Genomic DNA, 17,442 nt, shown 5'->3' with positions numbered 1-17,442 from the left:
AGCGCGCTGGCGTCGTTTTCCAGTTGGTGCGCGCTGGCGTCGCCTTCCAACCGGCGCGCGCTGGCGTCGCCTTCCAACCGGCGCGCGCTGGCGCGACCTCGTGTCGCGCCATCTCGTGCGAGGGCCGAGTAGCGCAGGCCTTCGGCCGAGCAACGCAGGCGGTTGGGGAGGACGAGGCGCGGTGCCGTGCGGTGCGGTTGCGGTTACTCATTGGTCGAGGCAATAGCTAGCTTCTTCGACTCATCCAACGTTCATCCCGATGTAGCTAGCTACTACCGAGGCCAATGAGTAACCGCACCGCGACCGCAACCCCCGTCCCCCGGCCTCCTGTGCGTCTCGGTCGTCGCTCTCTGCGACGCTCGTCCCTCGCGCGTTACTCGCACCCGCCGGATTTACGCGCCGGATTTCGGAAGCTGAAGTTCGAGATATAGACGCAATTACCGCCGGGAAAACGGCTACTTCGTGACCCCAGCCCAGCGTCGGAAATTCGCCGACTGAGTCTACCCCTCCACGTTCGACGGTGCCTCCTGGTCGGCGAGTCGCCGCCGCCGGAGGTAGTGGGTCGCCGCCGAGAGCGCGAACGCCGCCACGATGAGCACGCCCCATATCTCGTCGGGGATGGCGTCGAACGGCGGCACGCCGAGCAGGTCGCCCACGACGAGGACCGCGCTCACGACCGCGAGCCCGACGTAGTACCGTATCCACGGAAAGTCGTCCTGCGGGCGGAGGTAGCCCTCAAGCTGGGCGGCGTTGTCCGACAGTTCCACCACCCCGCGGTTCTGGTTGTAGTCGACGATGCCCGCGTCCGCGAGCTTCGGGAGGTGGGTCTGGTAGAGGGAGGTGTACACCGACTTGCGCTCGTTGGCCGACAGCCCCTCGACCGTCGTGTCGTTCTCCCACGCCGCGACCTGCTCGGCGAGTTCGCTCAGCTCGACCGGGCGCTCCTGCTGCTTGAGGTAATGCAGCGTGTATCGCCGTCGCCGATTCTTGAGGACGTCGAAGATCAGGTCCTCCGACAGCGTCTCCTGTTCCGGTGAGTTGTCAGCCGAGCTCATGCTCTTCAGGCCGCTCAATCGCTTGTTGCGCCGATGCCGCCGCCACCCGTCCGAACACGCTACGACAATTTCTCCGGATGCGTACTTTGTTATCCAGTACTTAGCTCGGCGGCGACGACCGACACCGCTCGTTTACGGTGGGTAACGCGGAAGTTCCGGGGGTTAGTCGGACGATACGGGCCCCGAGCGCCAAAACGGGAGACTCGTCGGGGAGCCGGCAGCGGACGGGTCAGTCGTCGGTCGCGGGCGCGGCCCGCTCGCGGTCCGCGCGCGGGCCGTCGAGGTCGACGTCCGGGAGCATGTCCCGGAGGTAGCGACCGGTGTACGAGTCCTCGTCGCGCGCGACGTCCTCCGGCGTGCCCGAGGCCACGACCTCCCCGCCGTCCTCGCCGCCCTCGGGGCCGAGGTCGACGACGTTGTCGGCGTTTTTCACGAGGTCGAGTTCGTGCTCGATGACGACTACGGTGTTGCCCTTGTCGGTGAGTCGCTGGAGCACCTCTATCAGCTTGCGCTCGTCGTGCTTGTGGAGGCCGGTGGTCGGCTCGTCGAGCAGGTAGAGCGTGTCGCCGGTGTCTCTCTTGCCGAGTTCCTCCGCGAGTTTGACCCGCTGGGCCTCCCCGCCCGAGAGGGTCGTGGACGGCTGGCCCAGCTTCATGTAGTCGAGGCCAACGTCCTTGAGCAGGCCGAGCCGCCGGGCGATGCGCTGGTCGTGGTCGAAGAAGTCGTAGGCCTCCTCGACCGACATGTCGAGGACGTCCGCGATGGTCGCGCCCTTGTAGGTGACCTCCAGCGTCTCGTCGTTGTACCGGTCGCCGCCACACTCCTCGCAGGGGACGTACACGTCCGAGAGGAAGTTCATCTCGATTTTGACGGTGCCCTGGCCGCCACACTCCTCGCAGCGCCCGCCCTTCACGTTGAACGAGAACCGGCCCTTCTCGTAGCCGCGCTGCTTGGCGAGTTTGGTCTCGGCGAACAGCTCCCGGACGTAGTCGAAGACGTTGGTGTAGGTCGCGGGGTTCGAGCGGGGCGTGCGGCCGATGGGCGACTGGTCGATGAGCCGGACCTTCTCGACGTGCTCGACGCCCTCGATGGCGTCGTGGTCGCCGGGGTCGACGCTGGTGTTGTCGTTCATCTCGCGGGCCAGCCCCTCGTAGAGCACGTCGTGCATCAGGGTCGACTTGCCGGAGCCGGACACCCCGGTAATCGCGGTGAACTGCCCGACCGGAATCTCCACGTCGAGGTCCTTCAGATTGTGCTGGCGCGCGCCCACGACCGTCAGCGTCTCCTCGGAGTCGCGCCGGTCGTCGGGCACCGGAATCGCCTTGCGGCCGGCGAGGTAGTCGCCCGTGAGCGAGTCCTCGCAGGCCTCTATCTCCTCGGTGGTGCCCTGGACGACGACCTCGCCGCCGCGCTTGCCGGGGCCGGGACCCATGTCGATGACGTTGTCGGCCTGGCGCATCGTCTCCTCGTCGTGTTCGACCACGAGCAGGGTATTGCCGAGGTCCCGAAGCTCCTGCAGCGTGTTCAACAGCCGGTCGTTGTCCCGCTGGTGGAGTCCGATGGAGGGCTCGTCGAGGACGTACAGCACCCCGACGAGTCCCGAACCGATCTGGGTGGCGAGTCGGATGCGCTGGCTCTCGCCGCCCGACAGGGTCGAGGCCTCGCGGTCGAGGGTCAGATACTCCAGCCCGACCTCCGCCATGAAGCCGAGTCGCGCGCGAATCTCCTTCAGAATCTCCTCGGCGATGGTGGTCTCGCGCTCGTCGAGTTGCGCCTCCAGCCCCTCGAAGTGGTCCAGGGCGTCGCCGATGGACAGCTCGTTGACCGCCGTAATCGAGGTGCCGTCGACGTACACCGACCGGCTCTGGTCGTTGAGCCGGGTGCCCTCGCACTCGGGGCAGGTCGTGACCGCCATGAACTCCTCGATGTGGTCGCGGGTGCTGTCCGAATCGGTCTCGACGTGCCGGCGTTCGAGGTTGGGAATCACGCCCTCGAACGGCTCGTCTTTCTCCCGGGTGCCGTTCCTGGTCGTCCACTCGAAGTGGACCACCTCGTCGGTGCCCCAGACGAACGCCTCCCGGACGTGCTCGGGCAACTCCTCGAAGGGCGTGTCGACGCTCACGCCGAAGTGGTCGGCCACGTTGTCGAGCTGGCGACGGTAGTAGGTGCGGTCGTAGCTCCACGGCTCGAACACGTGCTTGAGCGGCTTCGAGGGGTCGACGACCACGAGGTCCTCGTCGACCTCCTTGGTCTCGCCGATGCCCTCACACTCCGGACACGCGCCGTGGGGGCTGTTGAACGAGAAGCTCCGGGTCTCTATCTCCCGGAAGTCGATGCCACAGTGGGTGCAGGCGAGGTCTTCCGAGAACTCCACCACGAGGCGGTCCTCGTCGTCGCCCTCCGAGAGGTCCCCAGTCGAGCGCGCCGCGGCCCCGCCGAGGTCCTCGGCGGCGTCCGCCGGCGGGTCGGGGACGACGACCTTCAGCGCGCCGTCGGCCTCCGCCAGGGCGGTCTCGACGCTGTCGGTGATGCGGCTCCGGGCCTCGGGGTCGACGCTGACGCGGTCGACTATCACGTCGACGTCGTGGTCGTAGTTCTCGTCGAGGTCGGGCCTGTCGAGCGCGAGGTCGAACGCCTCGCCGTCGACCTCGACCCGACTGTACCCCTCCGAGACGAGGTCGTCGAACAGGTCCTCGAACGCGCCCTTCTGGTCGCGGACCACCGGGGCCGCTATCTTGGCCTTGGTTCCCTCGGGGAGTTCGAGGACGCGCCGGACCATGTTCTGGGCGCTCTGCTCGCCCACTTCTCGGCCACACTCCGGACAGTGTGGCGTCCCGATGCGGGCGTACAGCAACCGGAAGTAGTCGTGGAGTTCCGTCACCGTGCCGACCGTCGACCGGGGGTTGTTGGCCGCGTTCTTCTGGTCGATGGAGATGGCGGGCGACAGCCCCTCGACGTTCTCGACCTGCGGCTTGTCCATCTGGCCGAGGAAGTTGCGGGCGTACGCCGACAGGCTCTCGATGTAGCGGCGCTGGCCCTCGGCGTATACCGTCTCGAACGCGAGCGAGGACTTCCCCGACCCCGACAGCCCCGTCACCACGTTGAACGACTCGCGCGGAATGGAGACGTCGAGGTCCTTGAGGTTGTGTTCCTCGGCCCCCCGGACGTCGATGTAGTCCTTGCTCATTCGAGTTTCGGTAGGAACCTGGGGGCCGAAACCCTGTCGATTCCACCCCGAACCGCCGGTACTGCGACCGATATATTCATAAATAAAATAAATATAACTACCTGGGAAAAGAATTTAGTTCCCCGGGACAGTTCGGTAAGTACTATGGTTCGAGACGGCGACTCGACCGGCATCGGACGGCGACGATTCGTTCGCGGCGCGGCCGCCGGACTGCTCGCGGCGGCCGTCCCAGCGGGCGCGGCCGCCGCGAGAGAGAGCGACGGCCCCGTCCGGGCGACCGGCAAGCGCATCCACCAGTTCGAGCGCGACGGCGACGAGTACCGCCACTACGAGCAGTTCACGAGCCCGGACCTCCGGAAAGCGTTCGGCGAGGCGACCGTCGAGTACGACCCGGTCACGCTTCCGGCCGAGCGGGTGCCCGCGGAGGTACGGGAGTCCGACGGTCCCAGCATGGTCGAGTACCGCGACGTCGGCGTCTTCGGCACGTTCGACCAGCACGCGACCGCCGAGCAGTCCATCCACGCCGAACTGAACGCGTCCGACGACGCCGAGACGGACGACGCCGAAACCGACGATCACTCGCCCAGCTACTTCGGCCCGCTGTACGTCTACAAGTCCGGCAGCGTGAGCGAGCGCTCCGCGCCGGTCAACGTGGCGTGGCGTCGCTATCTCGGATTCGACGCCGAGGGGGTGCGCTCGAAGATGGTCGACGACGGCGACTGGGGTAACATCGTCCCGTCGAGCGACCGCTACATCCTCTACTACGACGGCAGCGACTACGTCTCCAAGAAGCAGGACAAGCACGTCAAGAAGTCCACGGGCATCACCGCCCAGTGGCACGGTCGCCTCTACGACGTCCCGACGGCCGACGAGGAGGACTACGGCGTCGTCTCCGCCGCTCACCACGACCCGTGGGACCACGGCCACATCACGAACCCCGACTGGCAGTTCGCCGGCTCCCGACAGGAGTTCCTCGACGCGTGGGAGTCGCTGGGCTCGTACGGCACCGAGAATCAGGACGCGTACAACGGCTCGGACTTCGACTCGTCGAACGGCATGCTCGGCATCGTCTATTGAGCGGATTCCGCGCCCGCTTTTTTCCGGGCGGCCGTCGTACGCGCGGTATGGATGCCGAGAAGGCGTTCGCGCTCGCCCTATTGGGGGTCGGGCTGTACGCCTCGTTGCTGGTCGTGTGGCCCTTCTTCACTTACCTCGCGCTCGCGGTGTTGCTGGCGTACACGCTCTTTCCGCTTCAGCGCAGGCTCGCGCCCCGAATCGGCCCGCGCAAGTCGGCCGCCGTCCTGATGGCGGCGGCGGGGGTGTTGTTCGCGTTGCCGCTCGCGCTGTTGCTCCGGGTGGTGGTCCAGCAGGCGCTGGCCGCCGTCGAGAGCGTCCGGTCGGCCGACCTCGGCGCGGAGGTCGAGTCGGTCCGGCAACTGGTCGTCGACGCGGTCGGGGTCGACCCGCTGGAGTACGTCGACCGGGCGCTCGAAGAGGTGGCCGGGCTCGTCCAGTCGGGCGTGACCCGCGTCGTGGGCGAGGCCTCTGGGGTCCTCGGCGGCGTCTCGAAGCTGACGCTCGGCGCGACGATATTCGGGTTCACGCTGTACTACCTGCTCGTGGGCGGCGAGTCGACCGTGGCGTGGGTCCGCGACGTGACGCCGCTGCCCGAGCGCGTGCAGGACGAACTGCTCGCGGAGCTCGACCGACTCACCTACGCGGTGTTGATAACGACGCTGGTCATCGCGGTGGTGCAGGCCGTGCTGACGGGACTCGCGCTGTTCGTCCTCGGGTTCTCGAACGTGTTGTTCTGGACGATGCTCGCGGTCGTGTTCGGCGTCCTGCCGTTCGTGGGGTCGATGTTCATCTGGCTGCCGGCGGGCGCGTACCTCCTGCTCGCCGGCCGACTCCTCGGCGGGGCGGCCCTGCTGGTGTACGGGTTCGGCGTCGTGAATCTGACCGACAACTACCTCCGGCCGGTGGTCGGCGGCCGGAGCGCACGGCTCAACCCGGCCGTGCTGGTGCTGGGGATGTTCGGCGGGCTCCTCGTGTTCGGGTTCACGGGCATCTTCGTCGGCCCCATCGTCCTCGGGTTCACGCGGACGCTGGTTCGGGTCGTCGCGCGCGAGTACGGGTGAGAACGGCGAGCGGCGGCCGCGCGTCGGGTCAGTACGCCGGCAGTCGGGCCGACCTATCGCTCCCCTCGACGAACGGGAGGTCGACCAGCGACGCGAGTTCCTCCTCGCCCGAGACGCGAACCGTCAGGACCGGGTCGTCGTCGGCCACGCCGTAATCCAGCACGGCGAGCGCGATGGGTTCGCCCCGCGAGGGACTGTCGACCGCGCGGGTCACCTCGCCGACCGACTCGTCGCCGTCGAAGACGGCCGCGCCCGGTTCGGGGACCGCGTCGGTCCGGAGGCCGACGAGTCGCCGGCTCGGCTGTCCCCGGTTCTCGACGCGGGAGACGACCTCCTGGCCGACGAAACAGCCCTTCTCGAAGTCCACCGCGTTCCGGAGACCGACGACGTTCGGGATTCGCCCGTCGAGTTCCGTCTCGAACAGCGGCGTCCCGGCTTCGAGCGTGAGCGAGTGCCACGTCCGCCTGCCGAACGGCGCGGCGTTCAGTCCGTGGTTGAGCAACGCGTCGAACACGAGTTCGGCGTTCGCTCGCTCGTGGCCCGTCTCGTTCACCGTCGTCCCGGTGGTACAGACCACCTCGTACCCCTCCTCGCCGGTCGGCGCGTCGGTCCGGACGACGGTGACGCCGACCTCGGACACCCGCCCGCGAGCGAACGAGAGGCGTTCTTCCGGCGACGAGGCACCGTTGAGTACGCTGGCTATCTTCTCGGTCGCCTTCGGACCGTGGACGCCGAACGCCGCGAACTCGTCGGTCGCCACGTCGATTTCGACGTCCTGGATGAACACCTTCTCGCGCCACTCGTCGGCCAGCGGGGCGGCCTCGCCCGGCGGGACGAACAACAGGAGCTGCTCGCCGGCGTTGTAGACGTACAGGTCGAGTTCGACGCCGCCCTGCGGGTCGAGCAGGAGGGCGTAGACCCCCTCGCCGTCGTCGGCCGGCACCCGGTTGGACACCACGTTGTCGACGTACGCCACGCGGTCGTCGCCCCGGACGACCACTACGCCGTAGGGCATCTCCGTGACGCCGACCACGTTCCGGACCGCGCGGTGAGCGCGCTCGGGCCGGCCGTACGCCGCCGGGAACCGGCGGCCGCCCAACTCCGCCCACTCTGCGCCGAGGTCGGCGTGCTGGTCCTCGATGACAGTCATGTGTCCGGATATGGGGAGCCGCGCGGGATTAAAGGGTGGGAATCGGTCGGCTACCGGTCGATGGCGCGGTAGAACGCGACCGAGTAGACCCCGAAGACGCCGCCGAGCGCCGTCCCGAAGGCGACCACGATGGCCGCGCCCGCGACGACGATGCCGAGCGAGGGTTCGGGGACTCCCACGCCCGACAGCGAACCCGACGAGACGACCGCCGTCGAACCGGTCGAGGCGACCGCCGACGCGAGTCCGAAGACGAGGCCGGCCGCGCCGCCCAGCACCATCACGAGCAGGGTGTAGCCCAGCGTGCTCGCGAGGTTGCGCCGGACCACGCCCGCGCTGTGTTTGAGCCCCTCGACCGCCCCGAGGTCGTCGATGACGATGGCCTGACCGTAGAACTGGAGGAAGAAGACGGCCAGGAGGTAGCCCAGCGCGACCAGCGCGACGACGACGGCCACGACCGCGAACACCGAGGTCGGGATGGACTCCATGCCACCGTCGAGGAAGAAGATGCCGCCCCCGACGACCGCGAAGAAGCCTATCGTCCCGATGACGAAGTTGATGGCCAGCATCGCCAGGTACGCGACGAGTATCGAGACGTAGTTGGACTTGCCGTCGGCGACGAACGTGTTCAGCGACGTCCGACCGTCGAGGGCCTCGTCGGCCATGCCGATGATGCCCGCCTGGAAGAACGGCATGGAGACCAGAAACACCAGCGAGAGTCCGAGAGAGACGAAGATGCTCAGGGTCGGACTCACCGACTGGAGGGCGTACTGGGGTACTTGCAGGGCGAGCAACACGAACATCGGGACGAACACGACCGGGTTGCGCGCGAGCGAACCGGGCGTTCGTCGGAGGGCACTCAGGACAGCCATACCAGTAACTGGAACAGTAAGTATCAAAGTGTTTTCGGTGATGCGACAGAAGAGCGGTTGGCCCCGCGCTCGCCGAACCGCTACACCGAAGGGGCCACCGCGCCAGCACTCGCGTATGCACGCTCCACCCGTCGCCCGGCGGACGCGCGCCGGGCGGCCGACGACCGCGACGCGACGACCGCGGCGCGACGACGGTCGCCATCGTCCCGTTCGCGACCGACCCGACCCACGCCTCGCCCGCCACAACCCATGAGCGGGGTCCGAGTCCGGGGCATCTACGCCACCGCGCTGACCGAGCGCCTCCGCGAAGCGTTCGACGTCGTGCAGGCCTCCCCGCCCATCCGCCGGCGGTTCGACGCCGAGTTCGCCGGCGAGGAGTACGACGCCAGCGTCCGGACCACCGACGACCGGCAGGGCGTCGGCGTCGTCGGGGACCCCGAACTCGTCGAATCGGTCGCGGCCGACCTCGCGGACGCGGGCCTCGACGCCTTCCGATGGACCGACCCCGCGCCCCGCGAGGCCGTCTTCGACGGCGTCGTGACCGAGGAACTCGGCGGCGGCGCGGTCCTCGACCTCGGCGAGCGGGAGGGCTACCTCCCGTACGGGCGCGTCGACCGACGAATCCACGAGGGCGACCGCGTGCGGGTGCAGGTCCACGAGCCCGCGCCCCCGTGGACCGACCGGCGGCCCGAACTCGGCACCGAGATACAGGTTCTGGGCGGCGTCGCCAGCCTCTCGCGGGGCGTCGACGGCGTCGTGGCTTCGGGCGACGAGGCGACCCGGACCGAACTCGCCCGGACCACCGAGATGCTCCCGACCGACCCGCCCGACGAGTGGGGCGTCCGCTGGGAGTACGCGGCCGCCGACGCCGGCCTCGACGCGATGGACGACGCGCTCTCGCGGGCACTCGACCGGGCCGAAGCCGTCGACGCCGGCCTCGCGGACGCGCCGGCGGGCCCGGACGCCACCGCCGAGGCGTCCGTCCCGAGACGACTGCTCGCACCGTCCGCGACCGAGTGGGTCTGGTTCGGCCGCGAGTCCCGGTTCGGCCTCGACGCCGACCGGCGCGCGGTCACGGCCACGATGCCGGGCCACCACCGGGTGAAAGCCGCCCACGAGTCGGCCAGCGCGGCGGTCGACTTCGTGGAGGACCTCGGGACGGGGTTCGGCGACGCCGACGAGTTCCCCACGGGCGCGGCGCTCCGGCAGTTCGGGCCGAGCGAGGGCGACCGACTCGCCATCCGCCACGGCAAGCCCGACGGTCGGTGCTTCTCGCTGGGCCGGGGCGAGGTGACCGCCTGCGAACCCGAGGAGGGGAAGGTCACGGTCCGGCGGGAACTGTCGGGCGGGGGCACGTACGACGCGCTCGGGACCCCACGCGAGTCGGGCGACGCGGCGGTCACCAAGTTCCGCGAGGGCCGGTGGTGGTATCCCACGGCCTACCGGAGCGCCGAGGGCGAGAGCAAGGGGACCTACGTCAACGTCTGCACGCCGGTCGAGTTGTTCCCCGAGGCCGCCCGGTACGTCGACCTCCACGTCGACGTGGTGAAGTACCCGGACGGGACGGTCGAGCGGGTCGACGACGACGAACTCGACGCGGCCGTGGCGGACGGCGCGGTTCCGGACGCACTGGCGGAGAAAGCGCGGAGCGTCGCGGCGAGCGTCGAGCGCGCGCTGGCGTAGACCGCGTGGTGGTCGCGCTCAGCGACCAAGCTTCTCGCGGCTGACCTTCACGCCGGTCGGGGCGACGAGAATCTGGTCGTCGCCCTTCTGGACGATGTCGCCGTCGACCTCGCGGGCGACCTGCTGGAGTTCGTTGGTGATGCGGTCGACCGTGGTGTCCTCGGTCCGGAGTCGAGTGATGTCCGCGACCACGAGATCGCCGTCGTACACCGCGTCCTTGATGGCGATGACGTCCTGCTGGCCCTGTATCTCGGCGATGTGTACCTCCATCGCGGCCTCGCTCGACGCGGTGTCGAAGTCGTCGAGGTTGAGTTCGACGTAGTCCTCGGCGGTGGTCGCGTCCCGGTCCCCGAGGATCGCACTCATGAGTCCCATACGGACATGGGCCCAGCGGAGGGGTATAGTTCTTACGTCAGACGGGCGCAAGCGGCCGTTCTGTTCGCGTTGCGACCCGCGGAGCCGTATTTATCACTTTCTATCGACTAAATTCTAGATTTTAGAGGATATTTATCAACAATATATTTGTGGCAGCCTATGTTGATTGTGGACGTATGACGGAGGAACGCCACGACAGACGGAGCGTGCTCGAACTGTCCGGCTCGGCGCTGGCCGCCCTCGGCGGCGTCTCGCTGGTCGGAACTGCGGCCGCGAACGAGCCCTGCCCCGAATGCGGGGACGACGGCGACGACGGCGGCGGTGGCGGCGGTGGCGGGAGCCTGCCGAGCGTTTCGACGCGGTTCGCCGACGTGAGCGGTAGCTCCGCCACGCTCAACGGCCGCCTCGACTCGGTCGGCGGCGACGATTCGGCCGACGTCTGGTTCGAGTGGGGCCCGGAAGGCGACGGACTCCCGTACGACACGCCGCCCCTGACCAGGAGCGGGCTGACGTTCTACTCGGACACCGCGTCGAACAGCCTCGACGGCGGGACCTACGAGTTCCGCGCCGCCGCGAGCAACGACTGGGGCAAGACCGAAGGGTACGTCCAGACGTTCGACGTCTGAGCCGGCGAACGCCAGCGCCGGTCGGTACCGCCCGCCTCGGGCTCATTCGGCCCGCGGCCTCGCCGCGTCCGAATCGGCGGCCAACCGGGGACGCCCGAGCCGGCGCGACCACCGCGACGGACCCCGATAATTTCAACAATATTTTTATGGAAAAAACTAAATGGCACGTAGTATTACATTCTTTTGCATGACAGACGAAAATAACCCGGTTTCGAGGCGTAACGTGCTGAAACTGGCCGGCGGTTCGGTCGCGGCCACCGGCGTCACGGGTCTCGCCAGCGCGCGCGGGCCCCTGGAGATCAACGTCGGGTTCCGCGGCGAGCGCGCTCGGCGGGCCGTTCGCAGCGCGGCCGACGACGTGGTCCGGGACCTCGGAAACCTCGACGTGATGACCATCCGAGCGTCGCCGGCCGCCGCGAGCAGCCTCGACCAGGAGGACAACGTTCGCTTCGTCGAGGAGAACGGGACGGTCCACGCGCACGCGCAAGACCTCACGTGGGGCGTCGACCGGGTCGACGCCGACGTGGCGAACGCCGACGGCTACACCGGCGACGGTGCCGAAATCGCCATCATCGACACGGGCATCGACGCCGACCACCCCGACCTGCAAGCCAACGTCGGGACCGGCAAGGACTTCACCGGTACCGGGTCGTGGGACGACGACAACGGTCACGGCACTCACTGCGCCGGCATCGCGGGCGCGGTCGACAACACCGAGGGCGTGGTCGGCGTCGCCCCCGAGGCCACACTCCACGCCGCCAAGGTGCTGGACAGCAACGGGAGCGGGTCGTTCTCGGACGTGGCGGCCGGCATCCAGTGGGTCGCCGATCAGGGATACGACGTCGCCAGCCTCAGCCTCGGCGGGAGTTCGGGCTCGTCGACCATCCAGAGCGCGGTCAGTTACGCCTACAGCAACGGCGTGCTGGTCGTCTCCTCGGCGGGCAACTCCGGCCCGTGTTCGAACTGCGTGGGCTATCCGGCGGCCTACGGCGACGCCATCGCGGTGAGTTCCACCAACGACGACGACACGCTGTCGAGCTTCTCGTCGACCGGCCCGCAGGTCGAACTCGCCGCGCCCGGCGGTAACGTCTACTCGACGTATCAGAACGGCGGCTACCGGACCCTCTCGGGCACGTCGATGGCGGCCCCGCACGTCTCGGGCGCGGCCGGGCTGCTCATGGCCGACGGCCAGACCAACACGCAGGCCCGGACCACGCTCCAGAACACCGCCGAGAACGTCGGCCTCGGGAGCAACGAGTCGGGCAACGGCCTGCTCGACGTGGAAGCCGCGGTCAACAGCAGCGGCGGCGGTGGCGGCTGTCTCGACGCTACCCTGTGGCCGGCCGGGACCGGCCTGAGCGGTGCCGAGAACATCGACAACGTGGACCTCGACGGGCAGGTCTCGGAGAGTTCGGCCAGCAACGCCTACGAGGACTTCACCTGCTCGGGCCCGCTCACGGTGAGTCCGGGCGGCTCGTTCACCGTCTCGCTCGACTACTCCGACGGCGGGTTCGGCGGCCACTACGGGAACGTCTACGTCGACTGGGACCGGAACGAGGACTGGTCGACCGCGAGCGAGACCCGAATCATGTCCGACGTGGACGACGACACCGCGACGTACACCGCGACCGTCCCGGTGCCGAGCAACGCCGCGACCGGCGAGACCCTGCTCCGGGTGCGACTCGGCTGGAACGGCTTCGACGCCGCCGACGCCACGGGCGCGTACGGCGAGGTCAACGACTTCGCGGTCGAAATCCAGTAAGGACGCCTGCGCTCGCCGTTCCGCCCTGCCGCGACGCGTCGTTTTTTGGCCCGCCCCGTCGTCAGCTGAGCCGTGACCTTCAGCATCTGCGTCCGCGAGGAGTACGAGGACGGCGAGGGCGACGACCAGCACAGGTACGGCGTGGCGGTGACGACTCGCCTGCCGGCCGTCGGCACGCTGTGTCCGTTCGCGAGCGAGAACGGGGCCGTCGCCACGCAGAGTCTGGTCAACGTCGAACTCGGCCGGAAGGGAATCGCGTATCTGGACGACGGCCTCGCGGTCGGGGACGCCCTCCAATCCCTGCTGAACGCCGACGATGGGAGCCCACAGCGCCAGCTCCACGGCGTCGACGCCGAGGGCACGTTCGCGTTCTCGGGCGAGGAGTGCAACGACTGGTACGGCCACGTCGAGCGCGAGGGGTACACCGTGGCCGGGAACCTGCTGACCGGAGAGTCGGTCGTCGACGCCACGGCCGAGGCCTACAGCGAGAACCGGGGCGGCGACGCGCCGCTCGCCGAGCGACTGATAGACGCGCTCGAAGCCGGCCACGCCGAGGGCGGCGACAAGCGCGAGGACCTCCACGTCCAGAGCGCGGCCCTGCTGGTCGAGACCACGGAGGACCGCGAGCTGGAGCCCTACTACGACGACCTCCGGGTCGACGCGACCGAGACGCCGGTGGCGGACCTGCGCGAGACGTACGAACTCGCACGCGAGGGGTTCGAGATGGCGGTCGAGCGCTCCGAGACGGCGGACGACGACGGGACGGACGCCGCCGAGGCCGAACCGGACGCCGCCGAGGCCGAACCGGCGGACGGAGACGCCGAGTAGGGACACGATGGGCTCGTCGATTCCCGTGCGCCTCGCGGGCCTCGCCGGCGTCGCGGGCGGCGTCGCGTGGGCGGCGCTCCCGCTGTTCTGGTTCGCGTCGGGCGGCGGCGTGACCGTGCTCGGCTACGGGACGCTGGACCTGCTCACGCCCGCCGCGTTCGGGCTGGCGCTGGCGGGCGTGGCGGGCTACCGCGCGCGGACGGGCCGCGCGTGGGGTCGACTGGCGACTGCGGGGGTCGCCCTTCTCGCGGCGGGACTGCTCGCCGGACTGGCGGGGTCGCTGGCCTACGTCCTCGCCGGACGCCTCGCGGGCTGGACGCTCTCGGTGTGGGCGTCGATTCTCGTGCTGGTCGGCGCGACGGTCGCGGGTGACGGGTTGCTGGTCGACGGCGTCGAGCCACGGGTCGGGGCGGCCCTACTTGCGAGCGCGCTCCCCGTGGGCGTCCCGGCATCGCTCGCGCTCGCGGTCGGCGGCGCGGTCCCGGACGAGGCGGTGGTCCCGGTCGGGCCGGGGCTGTTGCTCGGGGCGGGCGTGGCAGCGCTGGGGTGGTGGACCGCCGCCGACTACACGTCGAACTCGTAGAGGTCGTCGCCGACGTGGTGGACCGACTCGACGACCTTCCCCGACTCGCCCACCATGTCGTCGCCGTCGGTCATCGCGCGCCCGACCGCCAGCACCTTGCCGTGGGACTCCTCGGCGACGGCCACGAGGTCGCCCGCCTCGATGTCGGCGTCGGCCTCGACGATGCCGGGCCGCATCACGTCCGCGCCGTCGCTGACGAACGACACCGCGCCCGCGTCGACCGTGACCACGCGGCGCTCGGGCGGGTAGTCGTTGGCCCCGCGAACGGTCAGGAACGGCTCGCAGTCCCGCGGTTCGTCACCGCTCGACTCCGCGGCGTTCGCCTCGCGCTCGACGTAGAGGACGCTCGGCTCGCCGTCGACCAGCACGAGGTCGAACGCCGAGTCGTCGAGCTCCACGAGTTCGTACGCGTCGGCGTCGACCTCGACGCCGAGGCGGTCGGCCAGTCGGTCCTCCACGTCGCGCACCTCGTCGCTCCGGAGGTGGTGGCGGGAGTTGACTTCCATACCCGGACGTGCGTCGCTTCGGGGCGTAAGGCTTCCGCTTGGTTCCGGTCGACCCCGCGGCGAGCCGGTCCGGACGACCGCGAGCCGACTTTCAGATAAAGGTAAAACCCCGCCGAACGTACGACCGAGTATGAAGGCAAAGCGGGAGTACCGGGACCGCGAGGAGGTGGAGGTCGCGGTACTCGACGCGCTCGTCGACCGGAACGACGACGGAATGACGGTGTTCGAGCTCCGGTCGGAGGTCGACGCCAGCATCGACGACCTCGAAACCGCGCTGGGCAACCTCAAGGACGACGACCTCATCGACGCCACCTCGGGCGACCAGCGCACCCTCATCACGCCCGACGAGCGCGTGGTCCCGGACCCCAACGAGCGGAACGGGGACGACCAGTCGTTCGTGGACCGCGTCATCGACCGGCTGCCGCTGTGAGGCCGGTGTGATTCGGGTTTCGGGTGAGGTCCAGGGATAGGTGGTTGTGGGTGCGGCGCGGCTGCGGGTGCGGACGGCGTTGCGGATGCGGACGGCGTTGCGGATGCGGACGGCGTTGCGGGTGCGGACGGCGTTGCGGATGCGGTCGTGGGCGGCGGGATTCTCATTGGCTCAAGGATAGTGGCGGCCACGGCCGTAGTTGCGGTTCTCGTTCGTCTCGGCAGTAGCTAGCTAGCTTTGCCTCACCGTCACTCGCGGGTCGAGCCGGGACTAAGCTAGCTTCTGCCTCGACCGATGAGTAACCGCACTGCGACCGCAACGGCGGACCTCACCCCTCCCCAGCCTCGGGGCGCACGAGCGCGCCCCTCCCTCGCGCGCTTGGGCGCGACCCGCAAGCGGTCGCGCCAGCGCACGCCGGGAGTCGAGGGCCGAGTTAGCGTACGCCGAGTAGACGGTCGAGTTGCATACCCCCAGTCGATACTCGCACCAGCGCGCCGGGAACTCCCTCCCGCCGAGAGCCGAGCCCAACGACCGTCCCAACCGCGAATCCACGGCGTCGCTCAGTCCCGGAACGCCGTCCACGCGCCTGCCCCGACCAGCGCCGCGACGCCGGTGGCGACGCCGAATCCCGACGCGTTTCCCGTCGCGTCCGCGCCAGACGACCCCGTGGTCGTCTCGGCGTCGAGCGCGGCGCGCTCGGTGGTCGACGGGGCGGTTGCGCCGTCCCCGGTGGCGGTGCCGGAGGTAGTAGCCGACCCATCGGTCGCGGTCGTGGTCAGCGACGGCGGGTCCTTCTGCTCGTCGCGCTCTATCGGGAAGGTGTAGAGGCCGGCCTCGCCCTCGACGCCGCCGAGGTAGTCGCCGATGCTGGTGGCGACGAAGAACTGCTCGGTGGCGCGCGTGGCGGTCCAGAACGCCGTCTCGTCGGGGTCGCGCCACCACGCCATCTGCTCGGGGCTCGCGGGGTCGCTCACGTCGTGGACCTTCACGCCGCCCTGATACCACGAGGTGAACAGCCGGCCGTCCACGAGATCGAGGTTGTGCGAGGTGGTCCACGTCCCGCTCTGGCTGGCGTCGGGCGTCGGCGGCGGGGCGACGGTCGAGAGTCGCTCGGGACTGGTCTCGTCGGCGACGTCCCACAGCGCCACGCCGCCGGGGCCGCCCTCGCCGTCGACCGCCCACGCCTCGCGGTTGAGCGCGAGCAGGTCGCCCGCGTCGTCGGTCATCGCGTAGTGGACGTTGCCCGGGAGCGCGAGCGACTGGGCCCGGGACGCCTCGGGCGGGACGTCGGCGAGGTCGTCGAGCGACCGCCCCGCGAATCTGGAGACGAACGACGGGCTGGCGGGGTCGCTCACGTCGAGGACGACGACGCCCGCGTCCCAGTGGGCGAGGTACGCCCGATTTCCGCGCACCCAGACGTCGTGGACGGTCCACAGCCCCGTGGGAATCTCGGCCCACCGCTCGTCGCGGTCGGCCAGCGACCAGCGGCCGAGTTCGGTCGGGTCGTCACCGCCGACGTCGACCGTCACGAGGGCGTTGCGCCCGCCGTGGTTGGCCGAGAGGTAGGCCACGCCGTCCAGCAGGTGGCAGTTGTGGATGGAGTGGTCGGTCTCGTGGAACGCGACCCGCTCGGGGTTCTCGGGGTCGCTCACGTCGTAGACCAGCACCCCCTGCAACGCGTCGCCCCCGATGGGGTTTGCCGGCCCGGCGACCAGCAGCCGGTCGCCGTCGACTTTCACGTCCTGAATCATCGGCAGGGGCCCGTTCTCGCGGTCGACCAGCAGGTCGCGCGTCTCGAACGCGACTCGCGGATTCCAGTGTCCGCGCACGTCCACCACTGCGAAGCCGTCTGTGGCCGCCACGTAGACGTACTCGCCGTCCGGGCCGACGACGGCCTCCTTGGCCTGCTCGACGGCGACGTTCCCGAACGGTCGGTACGGCCCGGGATGGGCCGTGGCGCTCGTCGACGCGACCGGACTCCCGACGACCGCCCCCAGCGCGGCCGACCCCGCTACCCCCCGAAGAAACTCGCGGCGCTGCATGGACGGAGCCACGGCCCAGAGCGGGATAAAGGGTCGGCGTCGGTGGGCCGTGTCGAGTCGTCGGTTCGCTCGTCCGTCTCGCGCTTCGCGTCCTCGTAAATCGCATCGTCGCAAGTCGCATCGTCGCAAGTCGCAAGTCGCGGCCTCGTAAATCGCGTCCTCGCAAGTCGCATCGTCGCGGCCTCGTGTCAACTCCGGCGCGCGCGAG

15 protein-coding genes are annotated in these 17,442 nt (G+C 69.4%); 8 read left to right on the top strand and 7 right to left on the bottom strand.

What is annotated here, in order from left to right; all coding sequences use genetic code 11:
• Positions 1-500: 500 nt before the first annotated feature.
• Both EPL03_RS02720 and uvrA read right to left on the bottom strand, forming a co-directional pair.
• Positions 501-1,055 carry a DUF7344 domain-containing protein gene (locus tag EPL03_RS02720; RefSeq protein WP_135827800.1) on the bottom strand — a complete coding sequence of 185 codons (555 nt, stop codon included), beginning with the start codon at positions 1,053-1,055 and terminating at the stop codon, positions 501-503.
• A 229-nt stretch (positions 1,056-1,284) separates the two neighbouring features.
• Positions 1,285-4,242, bottom strand: a complete 2,958-nt coding sequence (gene uvrA, locus EPL03_RS02715) for an excinuclease ABC subunit UvrA (RefSeq protein WP_135827799.1) — start codon at positions 4,240-4,242, stop codon at positions 1,285-1,287.
• 144 nt (positions 4,243-4,386) lie between these two features.
• Here uvrA and EPL03_RS02710 point away from each other — a divergent pair, with 144 nt between their 5' ends.
• Together EPL03_RS02710 and EPL03_RS02705 are read left to right on the top strand one after the other, a co-directional pair.
• Positions 4,387-5,319 carry a hypothetical protein gene (locus tag EPL03_RS02710; RefSeq protein WP_135827798.1) on the top strand — a complete coding sequence of 311 codons (933 nt, stop codon included), beginning with the start codon at positions 4,387-4,389 and terminating at the stop codon, positions 5,317-5,319.
• Positions 5,320-5,366: 47 nt separating this feature from the next.
• Entirely contained in the window at positions 5,367-6,380 is a 1,014-nt protein-coding gene (locus EPL03_RS02705) for an AI-2E family transporter (protein ID WP_135827797.1), read from the top strand.
• A 28-nt stretch (positions 6,381-6,408) separates the two neighbouring features.
• Here EPL03_RS02705 and ygfZ read toward each other — a convergent pair whose 3' ends face one another.
• Together ygfZ and EPL03_RS02695 are read right to left on the bottom strand one after the other, a co-directional pair.
• Positions 6,409-7,530 (bottom strand): CAF17-like 4Fe-4S cluster assembly/insertion protein YgfZ, encoded by a 1,122-nt coding sequence (gene ygfZ, locus EPL03_RS02700; RefSeq protein ID WP_135827796.1) that lies wholly within the window; start codon positions 7,528-7,530, stop codon positions 6,409-6,411.
• Positions 7,531-7,580: 50 nt separating this feature from the next.
• Positions 7,581-8,399 carry a DUF7847 domain-containing protein gene (locus EPL03_RS02695; RefSeq protein WP_135827795.1) on the bottom strand — a complete coding sequence of 273 codons (819 nt, stop codon included), beginning with the start codon at positions 8,397-8,399 and terminating at the stop codon, positions 7,581-7,583.
• 249 nt (positions 8,400-8,648) lie between these two features.
• On the opposite strand from EPL03_RS02695, the gene EPL03_RS02690 reads away from it, so the two are divergent.
• The gene (locus tag EPL03_RS02690; RefSeq protein WP_135827794.1) at positions 8,649-10,082 is read left to right on the top strand and encodes a ribonuclease FAU-1 family protein; all 1,434 of its coding nucleotides are present in this window, start codon (positions 8,649-8,651) and stop codon (positions 10,080-10,082) included.
• An 18-nt stretch (positions 10,083-10,100) separates the two neighbouring features.
• On the opposite strand, the gene EPL03_RS02685 is transcribed toward EPL03_RS02690, so the two are convergent.
• Positions 10,101-10,457 (bottom strand): cell division protein SepF, encoded by a 357-nt coding sequence (locus tag EPL03_RS02685; RefSeq protein WP_135827793.1) that lies wholly within the window; start codon positions 10,455-10,457, stop codon positions 10,101-10,103.
• Positions 10,458-10,633: 176 nt separating this feature from the next.
• Here EPL03_RS02685 and EPL03_RS02680 point away from each other — a divergent pair, with 176 nt between their 5' ends.
• From EPL03_RS02680 to EPL03_RS02665, 4 genes are all read left to right on the top strand, one after another.
• Positions 10,634-11,083 (top strand): hypothetical protein, encoded by a 450-nt coding sequence (locus EPL03_RS02680; RefSeq protein WP_135827792.1) that lies wholly within the window; start codon positions 10,634-10,636, stop codon positions 11,081-11,083.
• A gap of 187 nt (positions 11,084-11,270) precedes the next feature.
• The gene (locus tag EPL03_RS02675; RefSeq protein WP_135827791.1) at positions 11,271-12,845 is read left to right on the top strand and encodes a S8 family peptidase; all 1,575 of its coding nucleotides are present in this window, start codon (positions 11,271-11,273) and stop codon (positions 12,843-12,845) included.
• A gap of 72 nt (positions 12,846-12,917) precedes the next feature.
• Entirely contained in the window at positions 12,918-13,673 is a 756-nt protein-coding gene (locus EPL03_RS02670; protein WP_135827790.1) for a DUF1028 domain-containing protein, read from the top strand.
• A gap of 7 nt (positions 13,674-13,680) precedes the next feature.
• Positions 13,681-14,256: a hypothetical protein gene (locus tag EPL03_RS02665; protein ID WP_135827789.1), complete on the top strand. Its 576-nt coding sequence runs from the start codon at positions 13,681-13,683 to the stop codon at positions 14,254-14,256.
• Here the strand turns inward: EPL03_RS02665 and EPL03_RS02660 are convergent.
• The gene (locus tag EPL03_RS02660) at positions 14,238-14,762 is read right to left on the bottom strand and encodes an RNA-binding protein (protein WP_135827788.1); all 525 of its coding nucleotides are present in this window, start codon (positions 14,760-14,762) and stop codon (positions 14,238-14,240) included. The genes EPL03_RS02665 and EPL03_RS02660 overlap by 19 nt on opposite strands.
• Positions 14,763-14,892: 130 nt before the next feature.
• Between EPL03_RS02660 and EPL03_RS02655 the strand changes: the two genes are divergently transcribed.
• On the top strand, positions 14,893-15,192 hold the full coding sequence (locus EPL03_RS02655; protein ID WP_135827787.1) for a DUF6432 family protein: 300 nt from the start codon (positions 14,893-14,895) through the stop codon (positions 15,190-15,192).
• A gap of 560 nt (positions 15,193-15,752) precedes the next feature.
• Here EPL03_RS02655 and EPL03_RS02650 read toward each other — a convergent pair.
• Complete coding sequence (locus EPL03_RS02650) at positions 15,753-17,234, bottom strand: LVIVD repeat-containing protein (RefSeq protein ID WP_135827786.1); 1,482 nt, start codon at positions 17,232-17,234, stop codon at positions 15,753-15,755.
• Positions 17,235-17,442: the final 208 nt, after the last annotated feature.

Source organism: Halorussus halobius (genome assembly GCF_004765805.1).
Taxonomy (GTDB): domain Archaea; phylum Halobacteriota; class Halobacteria; order Halobacteriales; family Haladaptataceae; genus Halorussus; species Halorussus halobius.
Note: the sequence above shows the minus strand (reverse complement) of the source record. Positions and strands in the feature narration are given on the sequence as shown.

What these genes read in the sequence shown, in the direction of transcription:
- uvrA (WP_135827799.1), bottom strand. Translation starts at nt 4,242, where the DNA reads ATGAGCAAGGACTACATCGACGTCCGGGGGGCCGAGGAACACAACCTC.
- EPL03_RS02650 (WP_135827786.1), bottom strand. Translation starts at nt 17,234, where the DNA reads ATGCAGCGCCGCGAGTTTCTTCGGGGGGTAGCGGGGTCGGCCGCGCTG.
- EPL03_RS02710 (WP_135827798.1), top strand. Translation starts at nt 4,387, where the DNA reads ATGGTTCGAGACGGCGACTCGACCGGCATCGGACGGCGACGATTCGTT.
- EPL03_RS02665 (WP_135827789.1), top strand. Translation starts at nt 13,681, where the DNA reads ATGGGCTCGTCGATTCCCGTGCGCCTCGCGGGCCTCGCCGGCGTCGCG.
- EPL03_RS02680 (WP_135827792.1), top strand. Translation starts at nt 10,634, where the DNA reads ATGACGGAGGAACGCCACGACAGACGGAGCGTGCTCGAACTGTCCGGC.
- EPL03_RS02660 (WP_135827788.1), bottom strand. Translation starts at nt 14,762, where the DNA reads ATGGAAGTCAACTCCCGCCACCACCTCCGGAGCGACGAGGTGCGCGAC.
- EPL03_RS02695 (WP_135827795.1), bottom strand. Translation starts at nt 8,399, where the DNA reads ATGGCTGTCCTGAGTGCCCTCCGACGAACGCCCGGTTCGCTCGCGCGC.
- EPL03_RS02685 (WP_135827793.1), bottom strand. Translation starts at nt 10,457, where the DNA reads ATGGGACTCATGAGTGCGATCCTCGGGGACCGGGACGCGACCACCGCC.
- EPL03_RS02655 (WP_135827787.1), top strand. Translation starts at nt 14,893, where the DNA reads ATGAAGGCAAAGCGGGAGTACCGGGACCGCGAGGAGGTGGAGGTCGCG.
- EPL03_RS02705 (WP_135827797.1), top strand. Translation starts at nt 5,367, where the DNA reads ATGGATGCCGAGAAGGCGTTCGCGCTCGCCCTATTGGGGGTCGGGCTG.
- ygfZ (WP_135827796.1), bottom strand. Translation starts at nt 7,530, where the DNA reads ATGACTGTCATCGAGGACCAGCACGCCGACCTCGGCGCAGAGTGGGCG.
- EPL03_RS02690 (WP_135827794.1), top strand. Translation starts at nt 8,649, where the DNA reads ATGAGCGGGGTCCGAGTCCGGGGCATCTACGCCACCGCGCTGACCGAG.
- EPL03_RS02720 (WP_135827800.1), bottom strand. Translation starts at nt 1,055, where the DNA reads ATGAGCTCGGCTGACAACTCACCGGAACAGGAGACGCTGTCGGAGGAC.
- EPL03_RS02675 (WP_135827791.1), top strand. Translation starts at nt 11,271, where the DNA reads ATGACAGACGAAAATAACCCGGTTTCGAGGCGTAACGTGCTGAAACTG.